Raw genomic sequence first — 19,483 nt, forward strand, 5'->3', positions numbered from 1 at the left:
GGCGCCTACGCTGCCAGCGCTTCTGCTTTTGCCTTGATGAAGGCTGAGATACGGTCAATCGAATCCAGATTGGCCGGTACGATGTCGGCATCGACCATCGCTATGCCGAAATCATCCTCTATGAATGCCACGAGCTCCAACACGGCCGTCGAGTCGATGATGCCGTTCTCGATCAGTGATGCGGTGTCTGCAAGCTCGTAGGACGTGTCCCCGAACAGGAAGTTGTCGACGATAAAGGTTTTGACCTTGTCCTTGATTGCTACCATGATTTTTTCATTCCCTCGATTTCTCAGGCCGCTCGTGCTGCACCGACCTTTTCGCCGGTGAAAATCTTCTGCCACAGTTGCGCCGACAAAATGCCGACGAAAGCCGCATTGTCGCGGAATCCGGACGCTGGCTGCAAGCGGCATTTCTCGTGCAGGTTCGCTACCGCCTTGGCGTTGAATAGTCCTCCGGCGGCGATACTCGCCTCGCTGAGTGAGTCGCGTACGTAGTCCAGTTCTCCGGCTCCAACGAAGGAGCGGGCTTCCGGCGCCCGGTAGGGCTGTTTGGTACGCTCGCGGATGGCCCTCGGAAGCAGGTGCTTGGCAACTTTGCGCAGTATGTGTTTTTCCACCAATCCCTTCAGCTTCATTTCCGGCGGAAGTCTCGCCGCAAACTCCACCAAGCGATGGTCAAGGAAGGGGAAACGCCCTTCGATACCGTGCGCCATGGCCATGCGATCGCCCTGGCTGGAGAGGATGTAGCCCGGCAGGAGAAAGCGGGTTTCGAGATATTGCGCCTGATGCAGCGGATGCCACCGGGAAAACGCCTCAGGCAACCGGCTGGCCAGGTCCTCGGCCGCGTCATACCCCCTCAATGTCGCGCGCAGGTCACCGGAAAAGAACATCTTCGCCGCTGATGTGGTCTTGAAACGCGGCCGATGGGAGAACAGCGGATCGTCCAGGGCAGCGCTGCCGGTGCCGAAAAACGCGGCCAGGTACTCTACGGACTGCTGTTGCAGACCCGGCAGATAGGGATAAAGCTTGCGGAAAAGCTGTGGCCTTACGCGCGATGCTGGCTGTCGTGCGCAGAAACGGCGAACCCGCGCTTCCTTGAAGACATCATAGCCGGCAAAGACCTCGTCGGCGCCTTCGCCTGTCAGCACTACTTTCAAACCGGCCTGGCGAACGAGGCCGGACAATTGATAAAGGGGCGCCGGGGCGGTGCGGATGATCGGCCGCTCGGTAAAGCGGATGACTTCGGGAAACACACCGGCGATATCGCCGGCACGGCAGGCTATGGTTCGATGGCGCGTGCCAAGTGCTGACGCCATTTCGGTCTGGAAGGCGCTTTCGTCATGCTCAGCACTGTCGAACGTCACGGAAAATGTCTGCAGCTTAAGAGGAGTCATGCCGGCCGCGAGTGCCGAAACGAGGGATGAATCGAGCCCGCCCGAAAGGTAAGAACCGACCGGCACGTCGGCGCGCATGCGAAGCCTCACCGCGTCGGTTAAAAGGGCCTGCAGTTCTTCGGCCGCGTCATCCTCATTGGTGATCTTCGATGGCGCATCTCGATGAGGATAGTCCAGATGCCAGTATGGTTTGACCGTCACTTGCCCCTGTGTCGCGATCATCACGCTTGCCGGCTCCAGCTCGTGGATATTGCGGAAAGCCGTGCGTGGAGCGATCGGCGCCCACAGCGTAAAGATCTGGTCGAGTGCAATCGGATCGATTTCGGCCGAGATGCCGGGTACCTTCAGCAGGGCTTTTATCTCCGACGCAAAGTAGAGCACCCCGTCCTTGCTGGTGTAGAACAGCGGCCTGACGCCCATGCGGTCTCTTGCAAGCACCATCCGCCGCCGCCGGTTATCCCAAATCGCGAAGGCGAAATCACCGTTCAGGAGCGACAGGCAGTCTTCGCCCATCTCGTCATACAGCTGCAGGAGAACTTCTGTATCGCTCGACGTGCGGAAGCGTCGGCCCTTGGCCAGCAGCCCTTCGCGCAATTCCACGTAATTGAAGATCTCGCCGTTGAACGCAATCGTCAAATTGCCGGTTTCGTCGGACATCGGCTGCTGGCCATCGCCAATCCCGATCACCGACAGCCGCGCATGCCCAAGTCCAGCCTCGGGCGCTACGAATTTCCCTTGTTCATCCGGCCCGCGATGGGCGATCGCGGACGTCATGTGCGTAAGCAAAGCTTCCGCATCCCGGACTGAACCGAAATAGCCCCCGAATCCGCACATCCACACAGCTCATACTGAACAGCAAGCCACGAAACATAGCGGTCATAAGCGCCTCAAAGGTTAATCGGATACTTTTCAGCGAGCACGTGGTTAACAGGATGCTAGGACAAAATGATGCTTTTGCAGTCCGACTTGTGCCCACTCTAGGTCACGCTTGATGGTGAGCTACTGTCGCACGAGCACCATGGGCCAGGTTCTTCAAAGCTTCACGCCGGATCAGTTGCGGATTTAGGCCGAATGCCAGTGACATCGGTTCGCATCGAGATAGAAGACGTCACGGCGAGCGGTGCAAATTAGTGTTTCGAGTACGGCCGGTACCAATCGACAAACTTCTTCAGCCCGTCCTCTATCGAAACGCTAGGCCTGAAGCCGAAATCCCGCTCCAGCGCGGTCATGTCGGCGTAAGTCTTCTCGACGTCGCTCGTCTGCATCGGCTCGTTGTGGCGGATTGCCTTGACCTCGAGCAGCCTTTCCAGAATGTCGATGAAGTCGCCCAGGCGCACCGGCCGGTTGTTGCCGACATTGTAAAGCCTGTTCGGCGGAACGTCAGCCGCCGGCGGCTTGTCGAGCACGGCGACAACCGCCTTCACAACATCGTCTATGTAGGTGAAATCGCGCCACATTTCGCCGTTGTTGAAAACCCGGATCGGCTTGCCCTCGAGCATCGCCCGGGTGAACATCCAATAGGCCATGTCAGGGCGGCCCCAAGGACCGTAGACCGTGAAAAACCGCAGGCCGGTCTGCGGTATGCCGAACAGATGGGCGTAGGTGTGGCTCATCAACTCATCGGCTTTCTTGGTGGCAGCGTAGAGCGAAACGGGCTTGTCGACCTGATCGGCTTCGCTGAACGGCACGCTGCGGTTGCCGCCATACACCGAGCTCGACGAGGCATAGACCAGATGCTCGAACGCCGGTTCGGCGCGACAGAATTCGAGCACTTCGAGGTGGCCCATGACATTGGAGCGGATATAGAGCCGCGGATTGTCGAGTGAGTGGCGGACGCCCGCCTGCGCGGCAAGGTGCACGATCCTGACGATGTCTTGCCCGGTCAAAGCGGCCGCGAGCGCGCCCTGTTCGGCAATATCGATCTGGTGGAACGAAAAATCCTTATGGGGCAGAAGGCGGGCAAGCCGCCCCTTTTTGAGCGCCAGGTCGTAATAGTCGTTCATGTTGTCGACGCCGACGACCGCTTGTCCCCGGTCGAGCAGATGGTGGCAAACGTGACTGCCAATGAACCCTGCGGCTCCGGTGACAAGTATAGGCAACAAGCTTCTCCACGCGCACAGCCGGGCCGGTATCTGGAGCGGCAGATCCGGCCCATTTCGTCGTGCTATAGTCGAAAGCCGAGGTGGAGACCACCATTAAGCTGATGCGTCAGCTTGCCTCGCGCATGGCTTCGGCCGCCTGCAGGTCGACCGACACCAACTGGCTGACGCCTTGCTCGGCCATGGTCACCCCGAACAGCCGGTCCATGCGCGCCATGGTGATCGGGTTGTGTGTGATGATGACGAAGCGTGTCTCGGTGGTTGCGGCCATTTCGTCCATCAAATTGCAGAAACGCTCGACATTGTGATCGTCGAGCGGCGCGTCGACTTCGTCGAGCACGCAAATCGGCGCCGGGTTGGTCAGGAACACGGCGAAAATCAGCGACATCGCCGTCAACGCCTGCTCGCCGCCGGACAGCAGCGTCATCGTCTGCGGCTTCTTGCCGGGCGGGCGCGCCAGGATCTCGAGCCCCGCTTCGAGCGGATCGTCGGACTCGATCAGTTGCAGCTCGGCGGTGCCGCCGCCGAACAGATGCGAAAACAGCCGTTGAAAATGGCCGTTAACCACCTCGAAGGCAGCGAGCAGCCGCTCGCGGCCTTCACGGTTCAGGCTGTGGATCGCCTGCCGCAGCTTGCGGATCGCCTCGATGATGTCGTCGCGCTCGGAAACGATGGTCTCCAGCCGGTCCGACAGTTCCTTCTGCTCTTCCTCGGCGCGCAAATTGACAGCGCCCAGCCGTTCGCGTTCGACCTTCAGCCGGTCGAGCTGACGCTCGATCTCGGCCATTTCGGGCATCGGGCTGTCGGGTTCGAGGCCGGTGTGGCGGATCATAAGATGCGGCGGCGTGTTCAGCGTTTCCTGGATGCGCGCTTCGACTTCCAGCCGCCGCTCGTCGGCGGCGGTCAGCCGCTCTTCGGCGCGAACACGCGTTTCGCGAGCTTCGGCGAGCGACTGGATGGCAGCGGTCGCAGCCTTGTCCATCTCGGACTGCCGGTTCTCCGCTTCCTGCAAGCGGTCGCCCGCAGCTTTTCGCAGGCTTTCGGCCTCGGCGAGCTGCGACAGCAAGGCGCGCCGCTTGGCGTCGATCTCGTCGGGTGCGTCGGCCAGTTGCTCGCGCTCGGCCTCCGCCTCGGCCTTACGTTCGCCGAGTGCCGCAATCTGCGTCGAGGCGTTTTCGGCGCGCTCCACCCAGTTGCGCCGTTCAGAGCCGATGGCATCGAGCCGGCGCGCACGTGCCTCGGCTTCCCGCCTCAGGCCCTCGTGAACGGCACGCGCATCGGCAAGGGCGGCGCGATCGCGGGCGACGTTGGCGGCCGACTGCTCGAGCTGCAACTGCAGATCGCCGAGATCGGGCGCGTCTTGCAGCAGCATTTCCGCCTCGATGAATGCCGCCGCCGTTTCCTCATGGCTGTCGACAATGCGTGCGCGCGCCTCGTCAAGTGCTGCACGCCGGCTCGACAGTTCGCCGCCGGCTTTTTCGGCCTCAGCCAGCGTATTGCGGGCAGCATCCAGCCCATGCTGGGCGTCGCGCCCGGCCTGTCGGGCATTGCGTTCGGCCTCGCTCGCCTGGGCAAGCGCCTGTTCGGCCTGGGCAAGGGCTTGTTCAGCTTCGCGCAGGGTGCGCGTGGCTTGGACCGCTTCGGCGTCGAGTTCGGCCAGCCGGTTTTTCTGCGCCAGCCGCTGCGCAGCGGCGGTCGGAGCATCGGCGCTAGCGGTGAAGCCATCCCAGCGCCAGAGCGCGCCTTCACGGCTGACCAGCCGTTGACCGGGAGCAAGCAGCGTATGCAGCCTTCTTCCGTCGGCGGCTTCGACAATGCCGATCTGGGCCAGCCGGCGGGCCAGCTGGGCCGGCGCGCGCACAACGCTGGCGAGGCTCCTTGTGCCTTCGGGCAATGCGGCGTCGGCGGGCTGGATTTCGCTCTGGCCCCAATGCACCGGCGCACTGCGGTCGAGCGGCACGTCGAGATCTTCGCCAAGCGCGGCACCCAGCGCCGTCTCGTAGCCGCGCACGACGCTGATCTGCTCCAGCACCGAGGGAAATAGATCGCCGCTGGCGGCGTTGAGGATCTTGGCCAGCGTGCGGGCCTCGGTTTCGATCCGCGCCAGCTCGGCCTTTGCGTCCTGAACCGGTGGGCGGGCAGCACTTTCGCCAGCACGCGCCTCGGCGACCGCCTGTTCGGCGGCAATGGCGGCTGCCTCGGCCTCTTCGAGCAGCGCCAGCGCCTGTTCGACCAGCAGCCGCTTCTCGGCGGGATCGGGCAGGCCGGCGACCCTGGAGACGATCTCCGACAGTTCGCGGTCGACATCGGCAAGCTGGCGGGCAAAGCGGTCGCGGCGCTCAGCGGTGTCGCGCAGCGTCCGTTCGATCTGGTTGCGCGAGGCGGCGGCCTCCGCCCGTTCGGCGGTCAGCGCGGCGAGCCTGGCCTCGCTCAGGGCAAGCGTCGATGCCGCCTGCTCGAAAGCCGCGCGGGTGCTGGCCTCGCGCTCGGCGGCGCCGGCGTTTTCGGCGTTGAGCGCGGCTTCTTCGGCGGCGAGGCGTTCGAGGATATCCGCATTGTCGCGGACCATGCGCTCCTCGCGGGCAAGGTCGCCATCAAGCTGTTGCAGTCGGCGGTCGAGCTCTGCCTGGCGGGCGCGGATGCGGCCCGCCTCTTCCTCGATCTGCGCCTTGGCGATCGACAGACGCTGGAAGGCGGCGGCCGCAGCGGCTTCCGCATCGCGCAAGTCCGGCAGCCGGTGGGCGTTGATGCCTTGTTCCCTGGCGGCAGCCATCTGGGCGGCGGCACGGTCGCCGACCAGCGCGGTGGCAATCGCCAGCGCCGAACGCGCTTCGCCTTCCTGCGTCTTGGCCAGCGTCCAGCGCAGATGCAGCAGCGTCGCTTCGGCCTTGCGGATGTCGGCCGACAGGTTCTTGAAGCGCGAGGCCTGGCGGGCCTGGCGTTTCAGGCTTTCGATCTGGCTTTCCAGCTCGCCGACGACGTCGTCTAGCCTTTCGAGGTTCTGTTCCGCCGCCTTCAGCCGCAGCTCGGCTTCGTGGCGGCGCGTATGCAGGCCGGAAATTCCGGCCGCCTCTTCCAGGAGCGCGCGGCGCGCCTGCGGCTTTGCCTGGATCAGCTCGCCGATGCGGCCCTGGCCGACCATCGAGGGCGAGCGGGCGCCGGTCGACTGGTCGGCGAACAGCAGCTGGACATCCTTGGCGCGGGCTTCCTTGCCGTTGATGCGGTAGAGCGAGCCGGCTTCACGCTCGATGCGGCGCGAGACCTGCAACTCATCGGCGTCGTTGAAGGCAGACGGCGCGGTGCGGTCGCTATTGTCAAGGAAGAGCGTGACTTCGGCGGTGTTGCGGGCCGGACGCGTTCCCGAGCCGGAAAAGATGACGTCGTCCATGCCGGACGCACGCATGTTCTTGTAGGAGCTTTCGCCCATAACCCAGCGCAGCGCCTCGACCAGGTTCGACTTGCCGCAGCCGTTCGGCCCGACGATGCCTGTCAGGCCGCGTTCGATGACGAACTCGCCGGGTTCTACGAAGGATTTGAAGCCGAGCAGGCGAAGGCGCGAGAACTTCATTCGCGCCTGCCCATCGCCAAGTTTCGCAAAACTGTTCCGCGGTTTTGCGAGGAGAACCCGCGGCAGGACAAAAATCCGCGGCAAGACAAAGAAGTGCGCACGCCGAAGCGACGCCGCTTCGGCGCCGCCGAAACGTCAGAGCAGAGGGTCGATGATGGCCGACATTTCCGCAATCGACATCGCCCCTTTGTAGGTCTTTCCGTTGATGAAAAAGGTCGGTGTGGAATCAACCTTGAATTCGTCGGCGCCGCGCTTCTGGACGGATCTCACATCGTCCAGAAGTTTCTGGTCCGTCAAGCAGGCCTCGAAGGACTCCTGTGTAAAACCGGCAAGCTTGGCGATTTGCAGCAGTGCGTCCTTGGTATTGTTCACACCAACCCAGTTCGCCTGCTGCCTGAACAGCACGTCGACCATCGGGAAATAATTGTCCTTGGAGCAGCGCGCCAGCATGAAACCGGCCTCGGCGCTGGGATCGAACGGAAATTCGCGCAGGATATAGCGGGCCTTGCCGGTATCGATATATTTCGTCTTCAGCTCCGGGAATGTGGTTTCGGCGAAATGCGCGCAATGCGGGCAGGTCATCGAAGCATATTCGACGATAGTGACCTTTGCGTCGTCCTTGCCGAGCTGCATGTCGGGCAGCGCGCCGGGCTTCAACAAGGCTGCCATATCCACCGTGCCCTGAGCTTCAGGCGCTTTGGCGGCGGCCGGAGCGGCCGGCTTCGCAGGTTCCGCCGGAGCCGCAGGCTTCACATCCTGCGCCTCGGCTTTCTCGCCCGAGTCGCTGCAGGCGGCAAGCAGGGCCGCAGCTGGTATTGCGGCCAGCGAAGTCAAAAGGTTTCTGCGGGACAAGGAACGGACCATACGAATCACCTGGCAATAGTTGGATTTTGCAATGCAAAGGCTACAAAAAGCGAGAGTTGGCGCGAATTAAGGCATTACCGCCCCTATTCCAATCGCCAAATCCGGGCATACCATCACGATAGCGCGAGATCACGGCTTCTTTTGACCGAGAATGGTGGCGCCAAGCCGCTCCAACGAGGCGCGCAGCCCGCCGTCCTCGATCAAGCCGACGGTGCCGGACAGCTTCGCTTTCTCGGCCGCAGTCAATGGCCGCAAACTGGGTTTCGGCTTGTCCTTGCCCGCCATTACAGGCTTCTGCACGATCCTGATCCGGCCGATCGCATTGAAACCGAGGAAGGCATTGACCCGGTTGATGACCTCGCCGGTCTCGTGCTGCAGATGCAGTGCCGCTACACCCTCGCAGGCAATCACCAGCACCGCCGGTTCGAAAGGATCGTCCTCGTGCATGCGGCGCGGCCACTGGATCTTTTCCGGTCGCGAGCGGCCCGCAAGCCGCGGCCCGGCAATTTCTTCCCATGACTGGACCAGCCCGATCGACATGCCGGCCCGCTTGCGCAGCACCGGGTCGAGGATCTCGGTTGCGAGATCGCTCACCGGAACGGGATTGCCGAAGGGCCTTTTCCCTGCCATGTGCGTTCTCCAATCACCAGCTTCAGCACCAATGGATTAGGGCCGACCCTCGATCAATGGCACTGCACGACCAGACCCGCAAGGCCGTATCCGGAGACAATGGCGAGATCGCATCCCGGCTGCTTGGCTGGTACGACGCGCATCACCGCGACCTGCCCTGGCGCATTCCGCCGCGCGCGTTGGCAGGCGGGGCGCGGCCCGATCCCTATCTGGTCTGGCTTTCCGAGGTGATGCTGCAGCAAACCACGGTCGAGGCGGTAAAATCCTATTTCCGGGCGTTCGTGCAGAAATGGCCAACGGTCCAGGCGCTGGCGGCGGCACCGACCGAAGACGTCATGAAGGCCTGGGCCGGGCTCGGCTATTATTCTCGCGCCCGTAATCTCAAAGCCTGTGCCGATCTCGTCGCGCGGCAAGGCGGCCGCTTCCCGGACAGCGAGCCCGGCTTGAAGGAACTGCCCGGCATCGGCGCCTATACGGCGGCGGCGATCGCAGCGATCGCCTTCGACCAACCAGCCGCGGTCGTCGACGGCAATGTCGAACGGGTGGTCTCACGGCTGTTTTCGATCGCGACGCCGCTGGGCGAAGCCAAGGGCGAGATACGCGGCCAGGTCGAACGCATGGTCCCCGGGACAAGGCCCGGCGACTTCGCGCAGGCGATGATGGACCTGGGCGCGACGATCTGCACGCCGCGTCGGCCCCGCTGCATGCTCTGCCCCGTTCGCGAAGATTGCAGCGCCACAATGTCGGGCGACCCCGAACGCTTTCCGGTCCGCCTGCCCAAGGCCGAAAGACCCTTACGCCGCGGTGCCGCCTTCGTTGCGGTCAGGGGCGACGGCGCTGTGCTTTTGCGCAAGCGCATCGAAAAGGGCCTCCTCGGCGGCATGACTGAGGTGCCGACGACCGGCTGGACGGCGCGCATCGACGGCGCCACCACGGAAGCGGCAGCCCCGTTCCCCGGCAATTGGCGGCAGGCCGGACGCATCGGCCATGTCTTTACCCATTTTGCGCTTGAACTCGACGTGTTCAAGGCGGAGACCGACAGTGCCGCCCCCGCCGGGCATTTCTGGTCGCTGGCCGATGAAATTTCCGGGGAAGCGCTGCCGAGCGTCATGAAAAAGGTAATCGAAGCGGCGATACCGGGCGCGACGAAAAAGCAGCGGCCGCGTTGAAAGAGAGAAGAATGACTGAAATCCGCCACATCGTTTTCGACATCGGCAAAGTGCTGATCCACTATGATCCGGACCTGCCCTTCAGTCGCTTGATCCCCGATCCCGACGAACGGAAATGGTTCTTCGACAATGTCTGCACGCATGATTGGAACATCGAGCAGGATCGCGGCCGCAGTTGGGAAGAGGCCGAAGCGCTGGCGATCGGGCAATATCCCGAGCACGCGGAAAATATCCGCAATTTCCGCCGGCACTGGCACGAGATGGTGCCTCACGCCTATGAGGACAGCGTCGCCATCATGATCGGCCTGATCGAGAGCGGCCACGACGTGACGATGCTGACCAATTTCGCTGCGGATACGCTTGCCGAGGCCCGCGAGCGCTTCGATTTCCTCAATCGGCCGCGCGGCGTCACCGTTTCCGGCGACATCCACCAGATCAAGCCGGATCGCGCCATCTACGATCACCACGTCGCCGCGTTCGGCCTCGAACCGTCAGCCACGCTGTTCATCGACGACAGCCCGAAGAATGTCGACGGTGCCAAGGCGGCCGGCTGGCAGTCGGTGCTGTTTACCGATGCAAAGACGCTCAGGGCGGACCTTGAGCGTCTTGGGATCAAAGTGTGATTTGAATCGGTCCCAGGAGTTGGTTGAGCCTTCGCATTAACCGATCTGTCGCAACTCGGAAGCCGTCAGGCCCCTGCCCGCTCCATGCCCAGGCGGGCGATGCGGCGAAGCTCGTCGATCGGGGTCAGGCCGCCGCTGCGCTCATAATGCCAGAAGGTCCAGCCGTTGCAGGCGTCCAGCCCCTGCACTTGTGCGCCGATCTTGTGGATCGACCCGGCGCTGTCGCCGATTGCCAGCGTGCCGTCGGCACGCACCTTTGCCGCCCAGCGCTTCTTGGCATCGTAGAGCGTGGCGCCGGGCGCCACCAGGCCATTGTCGAGAAGCGTGACGAAGGCGACGCGCGGCTCAGCCCGCTTGCCGGTTAGTACCGTCAGATTGGCGCCTTCCAGCGGCCGGACCGCATCGATGCGTTCCATGGCGGCATCGATATAGGTTTGTTCGCGCTCGATGCCGACGAAGTGGCGGCCAAGCCGCTTGGCCACAGCTCCGGTGGTTCCTGAACCGAAGAAGGGATCGAGGACAATGTCGCCGGGCCTGGTCGAGGCCGTCATCACGCGGGCGAGCAACGCTTCCGGCTTCTGCGTCGGATGCAATTTGTCACCATTGTCGTTCTTCAGGCGCTCGCCGCCGGTGCAGATCGGAAACAGCCAGTCCGAGCGCATCTGGACGTCGTCGTTCGATGCCTTCAGCGCCTCGTAGTTGAAAGTGTAGCCCTTACCCTTCTGGTCGCGAGAGGCCCAGATCATCGTCTCGTGGGCATTCTGGAAACGGCGGCCACGGAAATTGGGCATTGGATTGGTCTTGCGCCAGACGACGTCGTTGAGGATCCAGAAGCCCAGGTCCTGCATCTTGGCGCCGACCCTGAAAATATTGTGGTAGGACCCGATAACCCAGATCGTGCCGTTGGGCTTCAACACGCGGCGCGCCGCCAGCAGCCAGGCGCGGGTGAAGGCGTCGTAGGCCTCAAAACTGTCGAACTGGTCCCAATGGTCGTCGACGGCATCGACCTTGGATTGGTCGGGCCGGTGCAGATCGCCATCGAGCTGCAGATTGTAGGGCGGATCGGCGAAGATCACGTCGATCGACTTTTCCGGCAGCCGTTCGAGCGCGGCGACGCAGTCGCCCTTCAGGATCGTATCCAGCCACTCGGATTGCTGGGGAGCATCGGAAAGCTCGTCGAGAAGACGCACGGCAGACATTGTGACACCCAAGGCACGCGTTACTGTTTACTGTCCGTTATGGTTACCGATCAGCGTAAATATTCAGTGAAGCAGACTGCCGAATTTGCGAAGCCCGGCCTGTTGGTGTATGCCGCGCCGCCTGAGCCGTTTGGACCAAAGGGCCCTCGGCATACCTTCATCCCGCTTTCCGGATCACCATGCCCCAGCCAGATCTTGTCATCTTCGATTGCGACGGCGTGCTCGTCGATTCCGAAATCATCGCCGCGCGTATCGATGCCGAGCTTTTGACCTCGGCCGGCTACGAGATATCGGCCGAGGAGATTTCCGAGGTCTATGCCGGGTTGACTTTCAAGGACATCATGATGCGGGTCGAGGAAAAGTCCCGGATCCCGTTCCAGGCCTCCCTGATCGACAAGGAGGAACAACTGGTCGATCGCCGGCTGCGCAGCGACGTGCGTGCCATCGACGGGGCGCACGAAGCTGTCGCCGCGGTAGCAGTGCCGCGCTGCGTCTGTTCGAATTCGCGTTCGGAGCGGATCGAATTCATGCTGGAGAAGGTGCAGCTTTTGCCGTTCTTTGCCGGCCGTATCTTTTCCTCGCTGGAAACCCCGACCGGGAAAACCAAGCCGGCGCCGGACGTGTTTCGGTTCGCCGCGGAAAAGCTCAAGGCCGATCCTGCGAACACCTTCGTCATCGAGGATTCCGTGCATGGCGTCACCGGCGCCAAGACGGCGGGAATGCGCGTCATCGGCTTCACCGGCGCGGCGCACAGCTATCCCGGCCACGCCGATGCGCTGACCGAGGCCGGCGCGGAAACGGTCATCCGCCGCTGGGCGGAACTGAAAAGCGTGATCGCCGCGCTGTCGGAATGGTCGGCGGACGCCTGAGAGGCCGCCTCCAACCGCCGTGGCGCGAATGCAGCGGCTCAGTTGGTCGCGGCGGCTTTCTTCTTCTTCGGCTTGTCTGTCGCTACTTTCGGAGCGCCCTCGTCATACCCGGCATATGCCTGGTAGTCCCGCGCCGTCGGCTCCGGAACGACGACGCTGGAATCGGTGAAGACGAACTGCGTGGCACTCGAAGGATCGGTGACCTGGACCTGATAGGAGTGAAGCTGCGAATAAAGAACTTCGGTGCCGTGCATCACCGCGATGCGGATCGGCATGGTGATGGTGCCGGGGGTAAACATCGGGCCAGGCACGACCTTGCCGGCGACGGCTATCTTCATCGACATGGAGCCGTTGGCGCGGCTGCAGTCGCGGGTCACATCGGTGATCGAAGCCTGATAGATGATCTTGGCGGAATCGTCCGGCTGATCGACGCCTGCCCCGTCCGCTGCCGGCTGGGCGGCTTCCTCGGCGGCGACATCGGTTTTTTTCTTCGGCTTCGGACCGCTCTTGGCGTAAGTATTGAAAAAAGCGGTGCCGTCACGCAACGTCACTTTCGGACAATAGGCCTGCAGCTGGCTGGAAAGCACCTTGGGGTCGGGTGGCGGTGTCGTGTCCTTCTTGCCGAAGCCGAGAATGCCATTGTCGCTCGATTGGCAGCCTGCGGCGGCAAGCATAAAGCCGGTGAGCGCCAGACCCGCGACAAAACGACCGTTGAATGAATGAAACGCCATGAACTGCACTTCCCTCTCGCAAAGCCGGTGACGTATATCAACCGCGCGGCAAAAATGCGACTGAGCCAGCGCAGAAATCCACCACCTCGCGGCGGGCGAAAATTCCCGGCAACAATGGAAACGTGACGATGCAATATGTGAGTACCCGCGGGGAAGCGCCCGCGCTTGGATTTTCCGACGCGGTGCTGGCCGGACTGGCGCGCGACGGCGGGCTCTACCTGCCGAGCGCCTGGCCGCATTTTTCCGCAGCCGAGATCCGCGCGATGCGCGGCCTTGCCTATCCCGATCTTGCCATCCGTGTGCTGTCGCCTTTCCTCGGCGGCGAGATCGCGGCGCCGGTGTTCGAACGGCTGGTGCGCGAAGCCTATGCGACCTTCCGCCATGAGGCCGTCTGCCCGCTGGTGCAGACCGGGCCGAACAGCTTCGTGCTCGAGCTTTTCCACGGCCCGACGCTCGCGTTCAAGGACGTGGCGATGCAGCTTCTTGCCCGGCTGATGGACCATGTGCTGGCCGAGCGCGACCAGCGCGCCACCATTGTCGGTGCCACCTCCGGCGACACCGGAGGGGCCGCCATCGATGCCTTTGCCGGGCGCAACCGCACCGACATCTTCGTGCTTTTCCCGCACGGCCGCGTCTCGCCGGTACAGCAGCGGCAGATGACGACCTCGATCGCGGCAAACGTCCATGCCTTGGCGATCGAAGGCAATTTCGACGACTGCCAGGGTCTGGTGAAGGACATGTTCAACGACCACGGTTTTCGCGACCGGGTATCGCTGTCCGGCGTCAACTCGATCAACTGGGCCCGCATTATGGCCCAGATCGTCTATTATTTCTCCTCCGCGCTGTCGCTGGGCGCGCCCGACAGGCTGGTTTCCTTCACCGTGCCGACCGGCAATTTCGGCGACATCTTCGCCGGCTATGCCGCCAAGAAAATGGGGCTGCCGATCGAACGGCTGATCATCGCCACCAACGACAACGATATTCTGGCGCGCACGCTGGCGACCGGCGAATACCGCATGAAGGGGGTTTTTTCGACCACCTCGCCTTCGATGGACATCCAGGTCTCTTCCAATTTCGAGCGCTTGCTGTTCGAGGCAGCCGGCCGCGATGCCTCGACCGTGCGGCGCTACATGGACGGGCTCAAGCAGTCCGGCGCCTTCACCATCGAGGCCGGCGAAATCGCCAAGATCCGCTCCGAATTCGACGCCGGCCGCGCCACCATGGACGAGGTCGCCGCCACCATCCGCACCACACTTGCGGCGAGCGGCTATCTGCTCGACCCGCATACGGCCGCGGCCGTGCATGTGGCCGCCGGCAAGGCTGCGGGTGAGGTGCCGATGGTGGTGCTGGGCACTGCACACCCGGCAAAGTTTCCCGCCGCCGTCGAAGCCGCCAGTGGCGTGTCGCCTGCCCTGCCTGCATGGCTAGGCGGGTTGATGAGCGCCGAGGAAAAATACACGGTACTTCCATCCGACCTGAAAATGGTGGAAGATTATCTCGGCCGCCACACGCGGGCGGCGCGTTAGGGAGTAATTGCCATATGGGTGTTGAGGTAAGCCGTCTGTCGAACGGCCTGACAGTCGCCACCGAAACCCTTCCAAGCCTCGAATCTGTTGCCCTTGGCGCCTGGGTCAAGTCGGGCGCACGCAACGAGCGTGACGAAGAGCACGGAATGGCGCACTTGCTCGAGCACATGGCTTTCAAGGGCACCAGGCGGCGAAGCGCCTTCGAGATCGCCTCGGAGATCGAGGACGTCGGCGGCGAGATCAATGCCGCCACCAGCGTCGAGACGACCTCCTATTATGCAAGGGTTCTGAGCGACGACGTGCCGCTGGCGGTCGATATCCTCTCCGACATCCTGCAGGAATCCGAATTCGATCCGCAGGAGCTGGAGCGCGAGCAGCATGTGATTCTGCAGGAGATCGGCGCCGCGCACGATACGCCCGACGATGTCGTTTTCGATCACTTTACCGAGACCGCCTTTCGCCACCAGACTATCGGCCGCTCGATTCTCGGCACGCCGGAAACCGTCAAATCCTTCACTTCGAAGCAGCTGCACGACTTCATCGAACGACAGTACGGCGCCGAGAACATGGTGATGGTGGCGGCCGGCGATATCAAGCACGACGATTTCGTGCGCGAGGTCGAAAAGCGTCTCGGCAGCTTCCGCGGCAAGGCCGACGGCACCATCCCGCAATATGCGCAGTATGTCGGCGGCGATTTTCGCGAGGACCGCGACCTGATGGACGCGCAGATCGTGCTGGGTTTCGAGGGCCGCGCCTATCACGTCCGCGATTTCTATGCCTCTCAGGTCCTTTCGATGATCCTGGGCGGCGGCATGTCGTCGCGACTTTTCCAGGAAGTGCGCGAAAAACGCGGGCTGTGCTATTCGGTCTATGCCTTCCATTGGGGTTTTTCCGATACCGGCGTCTTCGGGGTCCATGCGGCGACCGGACAAAGCGATATTGCCGAGCTGGTGCCTGTGATCATCGACGAGCTGCAAAAGGCCGGTGAAAACATCCTGCAGGAGGAGCTCGACCGGGCGCGTGCCCAATACCGCGCCGGGCTGATCATGTCGGCCGAGAGCCCGGCGAGCCGCGCCTCGCAGATCGCCAGGCAGTTGCTTCTGTTCGGCAGGCCGATCGCCAAGGAAGAGCTGATGGAGCGGCTGTCGGCGTTGACTGTCGAGCGGCTGACGGATCTGTCGTCTCGGCTTTTTTCGACCAAGCCGACGCTTACAGCCGTCGGGCCGGTGGGTACGCTCGCGCCCTATGAAGCGATCCTCGATTCGCTTTCGGGCACGCAGACCACTGCCCGCAAGCTCGCCGTCTAAGCCTATTCGAGCGTCGTGTTCGCGCTCCCTTTCTTTCGCCGAGACCTGCCGGCACTGAAGGGCGACCTTGTCACGCTGCGCGTACCGCTGACCAACGACTATCGCGAGTGGTCGGTGCTGCGCGGCGAAAGCCGCGCCTTTCTTGAGCCGTGGGAACCGCGATGGACCCCTGACGAGCTCGACCGAACGGCGTGGCGGCATCGTATCGGCCGCTACCGCGAGGACTACGCGCAGGGGACGGCGATCGCCTTCTTCATCTTCGAGAAAAGCAGCGGCAAGCTGGCCGGCGGTATCACCCTCGGCAATATCCGCCACGGGGTCGCCCAAAGCGGCCATATCGGCTACTGGATCGGCGAGCGCTTCAGCGGACGCGGCCTGATGACTGATGCCGTCAAGGTGGTGACGCGTTTCGCCTTCGAAACGCTGCGGTTGCACCGGATCGAAGCTGCCTGTATCCCCGATAACGCCCGGTCGATCCGCGTGCTTGAAAAAGCCGGATTCCGGCGCGAAGGACTGCTACGATCCTATCTGAGGATCAACGGCATCTGGCAGGACCATTACCTATACGCCCGAATCGCGGACGATCCGCCGGGCGTTGGAACAAAGGACTGATTTTTGACGAATTTTCTGCGCAACGGGTCGCTGCTTGCCTTTATGCTGGCGGCAATCGTCACGCTCTGCGCGGCATCCTCGGCGTTTGCGGTCGAACCGATCAAGATTGCCCGCGACGACGTGGCGCTCGACCTTTCGGGCGCCGTCGAAATCTACCGCAACCAAGGCGAGAATTTCCAGGTCTCGACGGCACCCGGCCCGGACGGCATCGTGCGGCGCATCGAGGTCGAGGCCAATGACGCACGCTCGACCGGCGACTGGGCGGTGTTCGCGCTCGCTAACACCACCGACCAGCAGCTCGACAGGCTGATTGTCGCGCCGCATTTCCGGCTGGTGAATTCCGGCCTGTTCTGGCCGGATCTCGGCTCGACACGTATCGCCGCGATCACGCCCAGCGAAGGCTTTGCGCTCGACCGCCAGACCAGCCCCGACGCCGACGTGTTCCGGGTGACGCTCAACCCCGGAACGGTGATTACCTTCATCGCCGAACTCGCCTCGCCCAAGCTGCCGCAGGTCTATCTGTGGGACCCTGAATCCTACAAGGACTCGGTCAATTCCTACACGCTGTTTCGTGGCATCGTCATCGGCATCGCCGGCCTGCTGGCGCTGTTCCTGACCATTCTTTTCGTCGTCAAGGGGACCTCGATGTTCCCGGCAACGGCGGCCCTGGCCTGGGCGGTGCTTGCCTATATCTGCGTCGATTTCGGCTTTCTCAACAAGATAATAGAAATCTCGCCGGGCAATGAGCAGATGTGGCGCGCCGGAACGGAGGTGGCGCTTGCGGCGACCTTCGTGGTGTTCCTGTTTGCCTATCTCAACCTCAACCGGTGGCACGGCCATTTCAGCTACGGCGCACTGGTCTGGATTCTCGGGCTGGTGCTGATCGCCGGCGTCGCCATCATCGATCCGGCGGTTGCCGCCGGCATTGCCAGGCTGTCCTTCGCCGCCACCGCGCTGACCGGGCTCGGCCTGATCATCTTCCTCGGCATCCGCGGTTACGACCGCGCCATCATGCTGGTGCCCAGTTGGGTGATGGTTCTGCTATGGCTATGCGGATCGTGGATGGCGATCACAGGCATGCTCGACAACGATATCGCCCAGCCGGCGCTGGGCGGGGGGCTGATCCTCATCATCCTGCTGATCGGCTTCACCGTGATGCAGCACGCTTTTGCCGGCGGCGCACTGCATCAGGGCCTGTTCTCCGATCTCGAGCGCCAGGCGCTGGCGGTTGCCGGATCGGGCGATACTGTGTGGGACTGGGACGTGCTGCGCGACCGCGTCGTCACTCGTCCCGACGTAAGCATCCAGCTCGGCCTTGCCCCCAACAGCCTCGGCGGCCCAGCCCGCAACTGGCTGCCGGTGCTGCATGCCGACGACCGCGACACGTTTCGTACGACGCTCGACGTCGTGCTCGAGCACCGGCGCGGCCGGGTGTCACAAAACTTCCGCCTGCGCGGCGCCGACGGGCATTATCACTGGTTTGCGCTGCGCGCCCGGCCGGTGATCGGCTCGGACGGCGAGGTCATCCGCTGCGTCGGCACCATGGTCGACGTGACGGAGCAGAAGAAGTCCGAGGAACGGCTGCTGCATGACGCCGTACATGACAATCTGACCGGCCTGCCCAACCGCGAGCTGTTCATGAACCGGCTGGAGGCGATCATTTCGATCGCTCGCACCGAAGAGAAGGTGCGCCCGACCGTCTTCGTCATCGACATCGACCGCTTCAAGCAGGTCAATGACGGGCTCGGCATCTCGGCCGGCGACACCATCCTTTTGACCATCGCGCGGCGGCTGCACCGGCTGCTCAAGCCGAAGGATTCGCTGTCGCGCTTTGCCGGCGACCAGTTCGCGCTGATGCTTTTGTCGGAGCAGGATCCGGCTCGCATCGCGGCCATTGCCGATGCCATCAAGCACGCCATCAACAACCCGATCACCTTCGCCAAGCGCGAGATCGTGCTGACCGCCTCGATCGGGCTGATCACCTGGACCTCCACGCAGACCTCGGCCGAGGACATGGTCAAGGATGCCGAGCTTGCCATGCATCAAGCCAAGCGCTTCGGCGGCGACAGGATCGAGCCGTTCCGGCCCGCCTTCCGCACGGTCGGCACCGACCGGCTGCAGTTCGAGTCCGACCTGCGCCGCGCCATCGAGCGACGCGAATTCACGCTTGCCTATCAGCCGATCGTGCGGCTGGAGGACGGCAGCGTTGCCGGCTTCGAAGCGTTGCTGCGCTGGGACCATCCGCGGCGTGGCATGATCCCGCCGGCGGATTTCATCCCGGTCGCCGAAAACTGCGGCCTTATCGTGCAGCTTGGGCTATTCGCCATGCAGCAGGCTGCCGAAGACCTGGCGGGATGGCAAAAGCAGATCGGCGATGCGCCGCTGTCGGTCTCGGTCAATCTGTCCAGCCGTCAGCTCATCCGCCGCGACCTGGTCAGCGACGTCCGCTCGGTGATCGCGCGGGCCAATCTGAAACCGCGCTGCTTCCGGCTCGAACTCACGGAATCGCTGGTGATGGACAATCCCGAGCAGACCGCTCATGTGCTGACCAAGCTAAAGCAGCTTGGCATCGGCCTGTCGCTGGACGATTTCGGCACCGGCTATTCATCGCTGGCCTATCTGACGCGCTTTCCGTTCGACACCATCAAGATCGACAGGAGCTTCGTCGACGACGCGACGCCGAAACGCGCGGTGCTGCTCAAATCCATGGTCAACATGGCGCATGAACTCGGCCTGTCGGTTGTCGCCGAAGGCATTTCGGACGAGAGCGATGCGCTGGAGTTGCGGCAGATGGGCTGCGAATACGTGCAGAGCTTCATGTTCGGCGCGCCGATGCCGGGCGACCAGGTGCTGAAGACGCTGAAGGAACAGTACCCGCTCACTCAAGCGTGAC

At 63.0% G+C, this 19,483-nt stretch carries 15 protein-coding genes; 7 read left to right on the plus strand and 8 right to left on the minus strand.

Features of this window, described 5'->3' with window-relative positions; all coding sequences use genetic code 11:
• Positions 1-5 precede the first annotated feature (5 nt).
• The 6 genes from RQ479_RS14605 to RQ479_RS14630 form a co-directional block, all read right to left on the minus strand.
• Complete coding sequence (locus tag RQ479_RS14605; RefSeq protein WP_376705947.1) at positions 6-269, minus strand: acyl carrier protein; 264 nt, start codon at positions 267-269, stop codon at positions 6-8.
• A 20-nt stretch (positions 270-289) separates the two neighbouring features.
• Positions 290-2,227: an asparagine synthase (glutamine-hydrolyzing) gene (gene asnB, locus RQ479_RS14610; protein WP_376705619.1), complete on the minus strand. Its 1,938-nt coding sequence runs from the start codon at positions 2,225-2,227 to the stop codon at positions 290-292.
• A 293-nt stretch (positions 2,228-2,520) separates the two neighbouring features.
• Positions 2,521-3,492: an NAD-dependent epimerase/dehydratase family protein gene (locus tag RQ479_RS14615; RefSeq protein ID WP_376705620.1), complete on the minus strand. Its 972-nt coding sequence runs from the start codon at positions 3,490-3,492 to the stop codon at positions 2,521-2,523.
• Between the two features lie 109 nt (positions 3,493-3,601).
• Positions 3,602-7,060, minus strand: a complete 3,459-nt coding sequence (gene smc, locus RQ479_RS14620; protein ID WP_376705621.1) for a chromosome segregation protein SMC — start codon at positions 7,058-7,060, stop codon at positions 3,602-3,604.
• A 135-nt stretch (positions 7,061-7,195) separates the two neighbouring features.
• Positions 7,196-7,924 carry a DsbA family protein gene (locus RQ479_RS14625; protein WP_376705622.1) on the minus strand — a complete coding sequence of 243 codons (729 nt, stop codon included), beginning with the start codon at positions 7,922-7,924 and terminating at the stop codon, positions 7,196-7,198.
• 129 nt (positions 7,925-8,053) lie between these two features.
• Complete coding sequence (locus RQ479_RS14630; RefSeq protein ID WP_352463908.1) at positions 8,054-8,554, minus strand: DUF721 domain-containing protein; 501 nt, start codon at positions 8,552-8,554, stop codon at positions 8,054-8,056.
• A gap of 56 nt (positions 8,555-8,610) precedes the next feature.
• On the opposite strand from RQ479_RS14630, the gene mutY reads away from it, so the two are divergent.
• Together mutY and RQ479_RS14640 are read left to right on the plus strand one after the other, a co-directional pair.
• Complete coding sequence (mutY, locus tag RQ479_RS14635) at positions 8,611-9,723, plus strand: A/G-specific adenine glycosylase (protein ID WP_376705623.1); 1,113 nt, start codon at positions 8,611-8,613, stop codon at positions 9,721-9,723.
• Positions 9,724-9,734: 11 nt separating this feature from the next.
• Positions 9,735-10,346, plus strand: a complete 612-nt coding sequence (locus RQ479_RS14640; protein ID WP_376705624.1) for an HAD family hydrolase — start codon at positions 9,735-9,737, stop codon at positions 10,344-10,346.
• A gap of 65 nt (positions 10,347-10,411) precedes the next feature.
• Here the strand turns inward: RQ479_RS14640 and RQ479_RS14645 are convergent, their stop codons facing one another.
• Positions 10,412-11,545, minus strand: a complete 1,134-nt coding sequence (locus RQ479_RS14645; RefSeq protein ID WP_352463905.1) for a site-specific DNA-methyltransferase — start codon at positions 11,543-11,545, stop codon at positions 10,412-10,414.
• A 179-nt stretch (positions 11,546-11,724) separates the two neighbouring features.
• On the opposite strand from RQ479_RS14645, the gene RQ479_RS14650 reads away from it, so the two are divergent.
• Complete coding sequence (locus RQ479_RS14650; RefSeq protein ID WP_254818468.1) at positions 11,725-12,414, plus strand: HAD family phosphatase; 690 nt, start codon at positions 11,725-11,727, stop codon at positions 12,412-12,414.
• A gap of 38 nt (positions 12,415-12,452) precedes the next feature.
• On the opposite strand, the gene RQ479_RS14655 is transcribed toward RQ479_RS14650, so the two are convergent.
• Entirely contained in the window at positions 12,453-13,145 is a 693-nt protein-coding gene (locus tag RQ479_RS14655) for a hypothetical protein (protein WP_376705625.1), read from the minus strand.
• Between the two features lie 128 nt (positions 13,146-13,273).
• Here RQ479_RS14655 and thrC point away from each other — a divergent pair, with 128 nt between their 5' ends.
• Genes thrC through RQ479_RS14675 form a run of 4 tightly spaced genes read left to right on the plus strand, consistent with a single transcriptional unit; the run spans position 13,274 to position 19,482 of the window.
• Positions 13,274-14,671 (plus strand): threonine synthase, encoded by a 1,398-nt coding sequence (gene thrC / locus RQ479_RS14660; RefSeq protein WP_376705626.1) that lies wholly within the window; start codon positions 13,274-13,276, stop codon positions 14,669-14,671.
• 14 nt (positions 14,672-14,685) lie between these two features.
• Positions 14,686-15,978: a pitrilysin family protein gene (locus RQ479_RS14665; RefSeq protein ID WP_292657506.1), complete on the plus strand. Its 1,293-nt coding sequence runs from the start codon at positions 14,686-14,688 to the stop codon at positions 15,976-15,978.
• Positions 15,979-15,993: 15 nt separating this feature from the next.
• Positions 15,994-16,590: a GNAT family N-acetyltransferase gene (locus RQ479_RS14670; protein WP_292657505.1), complete on the plus strand. Its 597-nt coding sequence runs from the start codon at positions 15,994-15,996 to the stop codon at positions 16,588-16,590.
• A 3-nt stretch (positions 16,591-16,593) separates the two neighbouring features.
• Positions 16,594-19,482: an EAL domain-containing protein gene (locus RQ479_RS14675; protein ID WP_376705627.1), complete on the plus strand. Its 2,889-nt coding sequence runs from the start codon at positions 16,594-16,596 to the stop codon at positions 19,480-19,482.
• The last annotated feature ends 1 nt before the right edge of the window (position 19,483 follow it).

This window comes from Mesorhizobium sp. ISC25, assembly GCF_042295465.1.
Taxonomy (GTDB): Bacteria; Pseudomonadota; Alphaproteobacteria; order Rhizobiales; family Rhizobiaceae; genus Mesorhizobium.

What these genes read in the sequence shown, in the direction of transcription:
- asnB (WP_376705619.1), bottom strand. Translation starts at nt 2,227, where the DNA reads ATGTGCGGATTCGGGGGCTATTTCGGTTCAGTCCGGGATGCGGAAGCT.
- RQ479_RS14665 (WP_292657506.1), top strand. Translation starts at nt 14,686, where the DNA reads ATGGGTGTTGAGGTAAGCCGTCTGTCGAACGGCCTGACAGTCGCCACC.
- RQ479_RS14655 (WP_376705625.1), bottom strand. Translation starts at nt 13,145, where the DNA reads ATGGCGTTTCATTCATTCAACGGTCGTTTTGTCGCGGGTCTGGCGCTC.
- RQ479_RS14650 (WP_254818468.1), top strand. Translation starts at nt 11,725, where the DNA reads ATGCCCCAGCCAGATCTTGTCATCTTCGATTGCGACGGCGTGCTCGTC.
- RQ479_RS14640 (WP_376705624.1), top strand. Translation starts at nt 9,735, where the DNA reads ATGACTGAAATCCGCCACATCGTTTTCGACATCGGCAAAGTGCTGATC.
- RQ479_RS14645 (WP_352463905.1), bottom strand. Translation starts at nt 11,545, where the DNA reads ATGTCTGCCGTGCGTCTTCTCGACGAGCTTTCCGATGCTCCCCAGCAA.
- RQ479_RS14630 (WP_352463908.1), bottom strand. Translation starts at nt 8,554, where the DNA reads ATGGCAGGGAAAAGGCCCTTCGGCAATCCCGTTCCGGTGAGCGATCTC.
- smc (WP_376705621.1), bottom strand. Translation starts at nt 7,060, where the DNA reads ATGAAGTTCTCGCGCCTTCGCCTGCTCGGCTTCAAATCCTTCGTAGAA.
- thrC (WP_376705626.1), top strand. Translation starts at nt 13,274, where the DNA reads ATGCAATATGTGAGTACCCGCGGGGAAGCGCCCGCGCTTGGATTTTCC.
- mutY (WP_376705623.1), top strand. Translation starts at nt 8,611, where the DNA reads ATGGCACTGCACGACCAGACCCGCAAGGCCGTATCCGGAGACAATGGC.
- RQ479_RS14625 (WP_376705622.1), bottom strand. Translation starts at nt 7,924, where the DNA reads ATGGTCCGTTCCTTGTCCCGCAGAAACCTTTTGACTTCGCTGGCCGCA.